Below are 9,690 nucleotides of genomic sequence, written 5' to 3'. Positions count from 1 at the left end.
GATGTTTCTCCTGTGTAATTCGATGGTATTAGTTTAGTGATAATTAAAGGTTGTTGAGGATTTTACAAATTTGTATGTTTAAAGTTTTTGGTTTTCAACATCACATTATTTTTTATGAAAACAGCATGCTGAAGAAAAAGGGTGGGGGAGTGAAATTTAAATTTCTAGAAAAGAAAACCGCCACAAGGGCGGTTGATTTTAGATAAGTTTTAGTCGTTTAAGATCGGATTCTATTTTCGATACATCAATATTATCTAAGTGAATATTGAGTTCATAATTGCCTGTTTTACGGTTAGAAGATGGAATATAAGCACTCTTTGCACCCTTTCCTAAAGAAAAACTTGCCATCACTTTTTTATTAATATCGGTACGAGATTCCGATAAAACATTTTTTAAATCGTTGTTAGCACCTTTCAAGCGATTCTCCATTTCAACGTCATTTTTCATTTGGCTGTAAATGTTCAAATAAGTCGCTATGGTTCGAGCTTCTTCACGATTCCCCGTTCCAACGTTCCAGCCTTGCTTTTTCGCAATAACAAGACTTAAGAACAAGGCATAGCCTCTTGGTGCAAGTTTGATTGTTTTTGAACCGAATGTAACAAGGCAATCTTCTATGGGTGAAAGAAATGTGAGCGAAGGTGCTTCTAACAATGCCTGTGCATTTTTTACCGAATCACTATAAGAAATAGCTTGTTGTTTGAGATCTTCAGGCACACCTAAACCTAAACGAACCCAAGGGATTTCGGCTAACATAATATTAGCTTGTGATGCGTCTAGCTCCTTGCCATTTCGGTCATTCACGATACGATATTCTTTAGGTTTGCGATAATAGAAATTTGACAACGTTTCAAATTCTTCATCCACTAAAACATGAGAAAGACTATCCTGTTCACGCCCATAGAGTGACAGCGCATAACCCATAAAAAAGCCCATGGTTTTCCGCCCACCAGCAATAGAAACGTGTAGTTGAGTTTCGTCATCTTGGCACAATTTACCGACTAACTGCACAATGCTATTTGCGGCCTGTTCGTTTTCTTTTGGTGTGCGAATATCCGGTAATTGTTCACCGTTCGTATCTTTAATAATATGTACGCAGTCTTCATTAAAATGAATATGATCAAAACCATATTGGCTGCCATAATCTTCAATAAACTCTTGCAAAGCTCCTTTTCGTTTGCCCTCAATGCCAAGTAATGCGGAAAGTAATTCATTTCTTCCTTCAATTGTTGTAATTACTTGAATTTCCGTTGGAATAAAGTTTTTTTCTGTTACTAAAGCATAAAGTGTTTCGGTGACAACTGCAGGGGACTTTCCTGTGACAGAGAGTAAAATGCGTTTGTTGTAGGTTTTCATTATTTTTTAATCCAGCTTTGAATTCTTTCTTTTAAATTTTTAATACGATAATCATCAATGATCTCAATATTATCTTTTTCTGCCCGACGTTTTATATTTTGGGGTATTGCATAGAAACTCACTAAACAAACTTTTGTTAATGAACCGCCATAGCCTTTTAAGGAATTTAATTTATCTAAATAGCTCTGTAATTTATCCTTATTTTCTGTATTTTCAAAATTTATCGTTTTACACTCAATGATATGACACTTATTTTTTGCCATAAAGATAACGTCTAATTCATTATTCACACCAACTTTGTTTTTCTCATATTTTGAATTTACTACTTCTACATTCCAATCAGCATCAATAACATCTGCAATGCTGTTAGCTTGTTTATAAGTAAAATATTCCAACCAGTTTCCATTCAAAAAGCTTCTTGTCTGTTCATTCTTAAAATCTACGATATCACCATTCAATCTTACTAGATCTTCATCTGCAAGATCTTCCAGAATTAATTTAAGATCATTACTGTAGTTTGTGAAATTTGTTTCTAGTTTGCTATTAGAAGCATTAAAAGCTAATAAATTCAATTTTGAAATAATATCTTTATAATCTTCTTGTCTTCTTACAAAGCGTTCGGTAAATACACCTAGTTTATAGAAGTTAAAATCATCTTTGTTTTTTAATACACTGACTCCATAACTTGAAAGATAAGTATTAATTAAGGTTTTGGTGTTTAACTTTTGTACAGGTATATGTTTATCATTTTCTTTAGAAATAAAAATAATTTCTTCTTTATTTGTATTTATATAAAAAATAGGCTTAACACCAGAGAAAACATTTTGAGCAGCGATTGCCATTAATTTTGTTCCGCCAGTTACATTCAATGCAATGTTTTCATTTTCATAGCTTGATAACAAATCAAATAGTTCAGTTTCCATACTTTGGAAATCAAATTCATTAGAAAGCTCTAAAATATCTACGTCAATGTCGTTTTGCTTAAATGCTAGTTTAAGAGAATTTGCCTTTTCTTTAATTTCATCTTTTGTAGAAACAACAAAAACAGCTTTTTGAGGTTTAAATTCACTATCCAAAATAGGTAATAAGTTTGGTGCGGCTTGATCTGACACTAAACACACATGAATATCATATTTTTGCATAAAAACGCCTATAATTTTTCAATTCTAAATGGTTGAATTGAGCATTGTTGCTCAGTTAATTGTTTGCAAGTTAATTCTATACCACGTTGTTCAGGTGTCACATTAATAGAAAGAAAATAAAATTTTGCCCCTTTTTGGCACACTTCTGCTGCTAAATGAATCGGAAGCGTGCCAATCACTACATCGTTGGCTTGCACCAGTGATGTATCTAAATGGCTTTCAAATCGATTAATCTGAATGTTTTGCTGCTTCACCCACTCAATCGCGCCGGGGTGTCTTGAAATAAACCATGTTGTCATATCATTCTCCTTAAATAATTAAAACCATATTTTAACAAGTAGTTTATTTCTGATTGGAAATTACAAATTTGTAATCCGATATTTGCCTAATCCAAAAGTGGCATTTTTCCCACAATGTAGCCATTGCCCGATGTAAAGTAATTTGGCTAATTCAGGGGATAAATTGTTGAATTGCCACAGACCGATGACGCCTCCTAATTTCATTTTATGATCTTGGCGGGAGGAATAGCGCGTCCAATCTTGCCATTTTAAATGTTTATTATCTTGAATTTGTTCGATTTGGTTTTTTAGCAATCCAAAATCTAGATTCAAGGGTTCAGAATGAAATTCGCTTAATAAGGAAAGGCGCTTGGCTAAAGAAATAAAAAATCGTTCTGCCGTAATCTCATTTACTCGCAAAGGCTTGCCATTTTCTTGCAGCCTTAAAGGCGTATCAATTTTGATTTGTGCCACGCTATCAAGTGCGGTCGGAATTTCGATTGTTTTTTGATGTTCGATGATATTTCCGTTTTGTAAAATGGATTGTCGGGTGGTTAAATTTGACTCAACTTTTGCTATATCAAGTAAATTTGCCTTTCCCCGCCCGACGTTATATTCAAAAGCCCGTTTGAAAGCAAAAGCAATGAGGGGGAGCTGTTCAATCAACCGTCCAAATAGCACAAGCGAAAATGTTAATGTTTCACCTTCGGCATAAAGTCGCTCTCCCCATGCTGGCGGTTCAATAATATAGCCGTTCGGCACTTGACTGAACTTTTGTAATTCATGCTCTGTCGGTGCGGGCGTTTCAAAAATGTTGGTGTAAGGGCAGGTGCGATAAAGTGGGCAACCTTTGCAATCCTCTTGTTTTGTCATGCAGGAAATTTTCCGCAAAGCACGACCAAAGGCTCCACGCAAGGTGGAGCCTGAATATTCCGGTAATAAAATCGGCTCGCTCACAACAAAATCAAATTGATAGCGGGCTATGGGGAAAGAATTTGGAATCATTCTGCCACCAGTTTGTTACGCAATTTTTTAAATTCTACGGCTGATTTTGCTTTTAAATTGCTGAAACCACTTAAGCCATCAACATATTTTTGTAACCCTTCATTTGATTTTGTTGGATCAAGTTTTTCATAAAGATAATGACGATCTTCTTTATTCCATTGTTGAGCATCTTCCAACAATTTTTTGGCTTCACTAAAAATAGGTGAAACCGTAAATGGTTTTCTTTCCTGAGAATTCCATTCAACCAACTTGGCTTCTACTAAACGTTGATTGTCCGAAAGCGAATCTAACAATGCTAGCTTTTCTTTTTCTGCTTGTTGTTCCGCTAAGCGTTTTGCTTCAGCTTCTGCTTGCAAGCGTGCTTGTTCCGCTTTTTGAGCTTCGCGTTTCGCCAAAATTTCAGAACGATCAAATTTTGATTTTGGTTGAGCTTCACACCACGTTTTTAAGGCTTCATTTTCCGTAGTGGGATCAACTTCAATTAATGCCCAACCGAAGGGAAGAAGATTATTCTTTTGTGTTTTTGAGTCCGCAGAAAGCCAATAAGTTGTAGCTTTGTCTTGATAATAAACCTCTTGATTTTTCTTAGGCTTAATCTCTATTTGGGCGACATTTTTTCCTTTAAGAACTTTACTATCTGATCCATTTTTACCTAATCTAATTAAAAATCCAGCTTTATTAATTATATTTAATATACCATTGAGATAATTTTGAGAAACAAAACCTTTAGCAACTAGGTCTTCCATTTCTTCAATGAATATTTTTTTATAGTATGAATCATTTATAGTTAAGTATTCATTCAATGAAAGTAATTTATTAACTTTATCATCTAATATGCTTAAATTAGCTGAAAATGCTCTATATTGACCTGGTAGGATGCTCTCTCTTCTCTGTACAATTTTTGTATTAAATGTTTTCTCCCCATTTTTTAGTTCACGATTAAAATTTAAGCAGTAAAAGATCTTGGTTTGTACATTATTTAGAGGAGAAAAATCACTGAATTTTATACTTCTAAATTCATTATGTGCAAAATTCTCTTTTACTTCATCGAAGCTCTTAAGATTATTTATATTATATAGATAATCTTCATTTATTTTTTGTGATATAAGACTTAACGCTGTTTTAGACGTTTTCTTTTCTCGTTTAATCAGAGGATTGCCGCCATTGTCAATATGTCTTTTTGATAACACTGGAGTAGTAAAAGCACCTTTAAAACTGCTTCCTGGAATAAATGCCAAACCTTGGTAAGGTAGATATGCAGTTCTTTCAATTTGTAGTTGATTGAAAACTTTATTTCCATTTTTCTCTTTGTGAGCAGGGTTCTCTATATTTTTATTATACTCAGATACAAATCCTTTAGTTATAGCACTAAAATACTGAGATAAGGGGATAATTTTACTCTTGTTACTAGAGAAAAAATTATGAATAGCGAGAATATCTTTATTTACTGCATTTAACAAATTCGTTCTCTCCCTCTCATTTAACATTAAATGGCTAGGTTCAAAATTAAATAAAGTTTCATTATCAATGACATAATTCGTCGGCTCAAAATCTTCCCCGCAGCCAATATGTATTGGGCTTAATGGGGTTAAATAAACGTTGTGGATTTGTATAAATGGTTTCATTTGTGATCCTTATGTTCAAAATCGACAAATAAATTTAAGACGGGAGCATAGCTTTGATGCACGGCTTCTGGTTGAGCATAAGACACATTGCCTAATCCATTACCTAAAAATAAACGGGGTTGATAGTTTTCAGGTGTAAAAATGGCTGCTGGTTTTGCCAAAATAATCGGCTTTTTAAATGGGTTGGAGCTTAACGCTTGAATGTCACCGTGGCGACCAAATCTTGTCGTAATTTGGTAGTAGCAATACTCCTTGTTTAAACCTAAACCTTGCGGGGCACAATTGGCTAGCGTTAAATAGCAATTTGCATTCGGTTGAGCAAAATCGAAGGCTTGTGGATTTTCACAACGGAATTTGCCTAGCCCGATAGAGGCATCACGTCCAAAACCAATATTTCCGACATCTTGAAGTACTATTTGTAACGCTTCCAATGAAAAGCGATTTTCATCTAACACAACATAGAGCTCGAATTTTTGTTGTGCGCCAAACCAGGTTAGTTCTGTGGAATAAGGCGCAAATTGTCCATCACCCGTGGTATTTGTTTGGCGATCAATAGTGTTGTGAAACTGATCTTGAGTTTCTTTTTTGAATTGAAAATTCGCTTGTAAAGCACATTCTTGCCAAAATTTCACCGCGCTTTTTTCTGTATCGGTGATTTTGACCCATTGGGCTTTTTTTAAGCTTTTGCGATCGGTTTCTGTTTTGGTTTCCCAAAACGTTGATGGCAAAGTCGGTAAAGGCAAAAAACTTTCTGGAAAAGCATCCGATACCACCATAAATGGGCGTTGTGTGGTATAACCTTTAAGTAATTCACTTAAGCGTGCTTCACCAAAACGATTTCTCACTGCCCAACAAAGCTGACCAAATAAGGTATCGCCCACCAAAGGCGTTCCCATCGCACTTTGTGGTGTGAGTGTAAAACGATATAACTTCATAAAATCACCTTATTCGAAAGGTTTAATGTCGTCTAAATTACGAGCTTCGCCATCAACCGTTAATTCAGTAAATTTCACTTTACCGTAACCACGAGAACCGGAGCCGCCAAGACTGTCAAGTTCTAACAGTTTTAAGCCTTTTAACACTAAATCGAGAAGTTCCGGTTTATCGCCTTCAAATTGGCGTAACATCAATTTGAAATCAAATTCTGCACCAGCTGGCACACGTTCGGTTTGGCGCACACCACCACCTGTAGTAACCGATGTGATTCGGTCTATTGTATTTTCACTTTTCGTTTCCGTAATAATAAAGCCATCTTCACTATATTCATTTTTCCATTTTTTACTTAGAGAACAGTCCCAAAAAGAAAGACGAGATGCTTTTAATTCTACGCATAGCTCCTTATTATTTTCTGAATGACCTGCAAATCCAAATAAACGCAAAATATCTTTTACCGTTTCTTTGTTATGTATATCTTTTATGTTTCCTAAACTTAACGGTTCATTTTTTACCTCTCCTGAGAGCCATTCTAACAAAGTTCTGATTTTCCCTTTTAAACTTGAACCAGGAATATATGGCTCTCGAGTAATAGGGTTTCTTACAACTTGACTGTCAATTCCGCCAATTTGCATTTCACTATTTCCACTACCTATATGTAATCCAGTTTGTAAAACTAGTTTTGCTTTAATTTCAATAATTTTATTAAGTTTCATATTCAACCCCTTATTTTTCTAATTCTCTAGAATAACCTGTTACAGCTTCCATAAATAATTTTGCGTGTTGTAATGTTTTGGCATCTTTAATTTGGTCTATACAATGATTGAAAATACTTTGAAATTTTTCATCAATATGTCCTCTCCCTTTTGCATAGGTAACTTTTGCTTTTAACATTTTGATAAATGGTTCTAATTCTATATATTTTTCTTCTTTTGAAATTTTAGAGTGCTGAACACGTTCATTCCACATAATTAATTCATCATAGAATTTTCTAATCTGTGTTTTTTTGTTAACTTTACTATCTCTGATTTCTTTTGCTGCATTTTCTGCTACAGAATCAAAAATACCTGAGCCGGCTTCTGCTGGAAATTTAATTTTAGAAAGATCCATAATTTCTCCTAAATATTGCGTTTTTTATAAAAGTAGTTAAATAATGGAATAGAAAAATTAATTTTATATAATTCAATTCCATTTTTCCCTAATGTTTCAGAAAGTACTTTTAAAGCATCTTTTCGATCTTCTTCTCTTTTTATTTTATCAAGCACATATCGGACTGTTTTATAATAAAAACGACTGCGCCACATGGTGCTTTCAATATTTTCTGTATTTGCGGCTTGTTCACATAAACGAATTAATGAATAAAGATAAGAAGTCGAAATTTTATAAGTGTCTGCCAAGCGGTGAATTTCTTCCTCTAAACCACAAAGTTGTTTCCAATCCGCCCACTTCACCGACCGATTAAAAATTGTCACGGCATTTTTACCTTCCGCTGTAGAAACAGTTTTGCCTTTATCAATACCTTTCGCTTTCTCCAATGCCTCTTCCGCTAAATCGCCTAAACGTGGCACTGGAATATTGGATTTGCTCATGACCATTCCCACTGAAAAATGAATTTCTGGATTTTCTGCCACATAATGTGCAAAGGCTTGTTGCATTGCATGCGCCACTTTTTGTGTAGAATACCAAGGACCGATTAAGAAGAAATCATCGCCCCCCGCAAACACGGTGTACATATTTTGGCTTTGTTCCGAGCAATAGGCCGGCAACCAAAGACTAAAAAATTGGTTCATTTGGCGAGATAGCGCCGCCATTTTTGCGATGTTGGCAGGCTGAATGCCTTTTTGGAAAATCGTACCAAGATTATCCACATCACCTTTTAAGGTCATTAATGCTTTTTGTCCTTCATCTCTAGCTTGAATATCCTCAAAAGTAACAATCTTTCCTTCATCATCAAAAGGAACATAGGCGTTGATATAACGGCGGGCATATCCATTCCAAATGGTACTGTTTGTATTTTTTGGTAATGAGAAATCCCAAAAGCGATGAATCTTATGTACATGCAAACCGAATTTTCCGGTTTCTTCTTCCTCTTCGGTAAAAATTACATTAAAACCAAAAATTGGTAATTTCAGAATTTTAGTATCACTATCGCTATGAATTTTACTTTCATTATCTGTAATGATAATTCTGTCTTTTTTAGATAGCCATTTACCAATATTAATTTGATCTTCAGAGATAACAGAGTAGTTAACTTTTTTACCATCGATTGTAGGACAATCTTCTTCTTTTTGAGATGGGAAAAAGCTATTCATTTCACAAACACCATTTGGATATTCAACTTCTTGCACGCTTTGCGTGGTATCCGTTAAATCTAACCGCTTGAGTTTTTGTTCTTCTAAATTCTCAAATAATTTTTTAACTAATGTTTCGTAGTGATTTTGTTCAAAATCACTGTATTTTGCCGATTGAACTGCGATACCCAGCCCGATTAATCCGTAGGTTTCTTTAATAAACCATTGATTTAGTTCCGCTTGAACTTGTTTGATTGCCTCTTTTACTGCCTTGGTGTTTGGGGCAACAATTAAAAATTTCCCTGCGGCATTCATCATTTGAGAAGTGGTTGGCAGTTGACAGGCGTTTAGTACTTTTAGTGCGGCTAATTCGGTGAAAAGAGACACTTGGAAAGAACGCCCGCGTAAGATTTTTGCAGCGCCTTTGTTGGAAGCACTGCCTCCGGAAAAAATAAAATCTTGAATGCCGAAAAAGTCGCCTTGAATCAATAAAAATGGCTCTTCTTTATTGATTTCTTGATCTGCGAGTGCGACCACAAACGCTGCGACTGCTTTAGTGAAATCATAGAAAGAAATGTCATCACTATAAGGACTTGGCAAATTGCAAGTGAAGCATTGCATTGCGGTATCAAAATGATCTAGCCATAAACTTGGGTTATCACAATGAGATTTAGGAATCTTTGCGATCGCTTGAACAAACTTATCCCAATGTGTTGAAAGTGCGGTGTTGTTTTCTTCTTTTTTCGGGAAAATAGTATTCGGCGAAAGTGGTTGAAAATCATAAGAAAATTGTGTTTTTTTATTTTCTTGATTGATATTTTCAAACAAACTAAACAGTTTATTGCTTTCTTTTAATTCAGGTTGTTTACCTAAAACAAGGTGTTCAGCTTGTGATAAGAAAGGAGATATATCAACCTGTTTGAATTGGGACGGAAAAGAGGGAAGAGGCAAATGAGGTTCTTGTTTTTCAGCGAATAGCTTTAAATAATGGTGCAATACTGAAAAAGCGAGAGAAATTGTATGATCTGACATAATTACTCCATGTATCGAAATATTAAGTGAA

The 9,690-nt window shown here is 34.9% G+C and carries 9 protein-coding genes; all 9 read right to left on the bottom strand.

All coding sequences use genetic code 11. The annotated features are described in order from the left end of the window. Positions 1 to 198 precede the first annotated feature (198 nt). Genes csm6 through cas10 form a run of 9 tightly spaced genes read right to left on the bottom strand, consistent with a single transcriptional unit; the run spans position 199 to position 9,659 of the window. A complete protein-coding gene (gene csm6, locus HMPREF9064_RS01025; RefSeq protein WP_006719560.1) occupies positions 199 to 1,353 on the bottom strand; it encodes a CRISPR-associated ring nuclease Csm6 in 1,155 nt (384 codons plus the stop codon). Next, on the bottom strand, positions 1,353 to 2,495 hold the full coding sequence (locus HMPREF9064_RS01030; protein WP_006719559.1) for a Card1-like endonuclease domain-containing protein: 1,143 nt from the start codon (positions 2,493 to 2,495) through the stop codon (positions 1,353 to 1,355). The genes csm6 and HMPREF9064_RS01030 overlap by 1 nt, the downstream gene beginning before the upstream one ends. Positions 2,496 to 2,503: 8 nt before the next feature. Further along, positions 2,504 to 2,794, bottom strand: a complete 291-nt coding sequence (gene csx16, locus HMPREF9064_RS01035) for a CRISPR-associated protein Csx16 (RefSeq protein WP_006719558.1) — start codon at positions 2,792 to 2,794, stop codon at positions 2,504 to 2,506. A 60-nt stretch (positions 2,795 to 2,854) separates the two neighbouring features. Then, a complete protein-coding gene (cas6, locus tag HMPREF9064_RS01040) occupies positions 2,855 to 3,778 on the bottom strand; it encodes a CRISPR system precrRNA processing endoribonuclease RAMP protein Cas6 (RefSeq protein WP_006719557.1) in 924 nt (307 codons plus the stop codon). Continuing rightward, on the bottom strand, positions 3,775 to 5,403 hold the full coding sequence (locus HMPREF9064_RS01045; RefSeq protein ID WP_006719556.1) for an RAMP superfamily CRISPR-associated protein: 1,629 nt from the start codon (positions 5,401 to 5,403) through the stop codon (positions 3,775 to 3,777). The genes cas6 and HMPREF9064_RS01045 overlap by 4 nt, the downstream gene beginning before the upstream one ends. After that, complete coding sequence (gene csm4 / locus HMPREF9064_RS01050; RefSeq protein ID WP_006719555.1) at positions 5,400 to 6,338, bottom strand: type III-A CRISPR-associated RAMP protein Csm4; 939 nt, start codon at positions 6,336 to 6,338, stop codon at positions 5,400 to 5,402. Before csm4 ends, HMPREF9064_RS01045 begins: the two co-directional genes overlap by 4 nt. Positions 6,339 to 6,347: 9 nt before the next feature. After that, a complete protein-coding gene (csm3, locus tag HMPREF9064_RS01055; RefSeq protein ID WP_006719554.1) occupies positions 6,348 to 7,052 on the bottom strand; it encodes a type III-A CRISPR-associated RAMP protein Csm3 in 705 nt (234 codons plus the stop codon). 10 nt (positions 7,053 to 7,062) lie between these two features. Next, entirely contained in the window at positions 7,063 to 7,446 is a 384-nt protein-coding gene (gene csm2 / locus HMPREF9064_RS01060; protein ID WP_006719553.1) for a type III-A CRISPR-associated protein Csm2, read from the bottom strand. An 8-nt stretch (positions 7,447 to 7,454) separates the two neighbouring features. Beyond that, the gene (gene cas10 / locus HMPREF9064_RS01065; RefSeq protein WP_006719552.1) at positions 7,455 to 9,659 is read right to left on the bottom strand and encodes a type III-A CRISPR-associated protein Cas10/Csm1; all 2,205 of its coding nucleotides are present in this window, start codon (positions 9,657 to 9,659) and stop codon (positions 7,455 to 7,457) included. Positions 9,660 to 9,690 lie beyond the last annotated feature (31 nt).

Source organism: Aggregatibacter segnis ATCC 33393, assembly GCF_000185305.1.
Lineage (GTDB): Bacteria > Pseudomonadota > Gammaproteobacteria > Enterobacterales > Pasteurellaceae > Aggregatibacter > Aggregatibacter segnis.
Note: the sequence above shows the minus strand (reverse complement) of the source record. Positions and strands in the feature narration are given on the sequence as shown.

Excerpts from the sequence above, each read along its gene's own strand:
- csm6 (WP_006719560.1), bottom strand. The coding sequence starts at position 1,353 with ATGAAAACCTACAACAAACGCATTTTACTCTCTGTCACAGGAAAGTCC.
- HMPREF9064_RS01030 (WP_006719559.1), bottom strand. The coding sequence starts at position 2,495 with ATGCAAAAATATGATATTCATGTGTGTTTAGTGTCAGATCAAGCCGCA.
- csx16 (WP_006719558.1), bottom strand. The coding sequence starts at position 2,794 with ATGACAACATGGTTTATTTCAAGACACCCCGGCGCGATTGAGTGGGTG.
- cas6 (WP_006719557.1), bottom strand. The coding sequence starts at position 3,778 with ATGATTCCAAATTCTTTCCCCATAGCCCGCTATCAATTTGATTTTGTT.
- HMPREF9064_RS01045 (WP_006719556.1), bottom strand. The coding sequence starts at position 5,403 with ATGAAACCATTTATACAAATCCACAACGTTTATTTAACCCCATTAAGC.
- csm4 (WP_006719555.1), bottom strand. The coding sequence starts at position 6,338 with ATGAAGTTATATCGTTTTACACTCACACCACAAAGTGCGATGGGAACG.
- csm3 (WP_006719554.1), bottom strand. The coding sequence starts at position 7,052 with ATGAAACTTAATAAAATTATTGAAATTAAAGCAAAACTAGTTTTACAA.
- csm2 (WP_006719553.1), bottom strand. The coding sequence starts at position 7,446 with ATGGATCTTTCTAAAATTAAATTTCCAGCAGAAGCCGGCTCAGGTATT.
- cas10 (WP_006719552.1), bottom strand. The coding sequence starts at position 9,659 with ATGTCAGATCATACAATTTCTCTCGCTTTTTCAGTATTGCACCATTAT.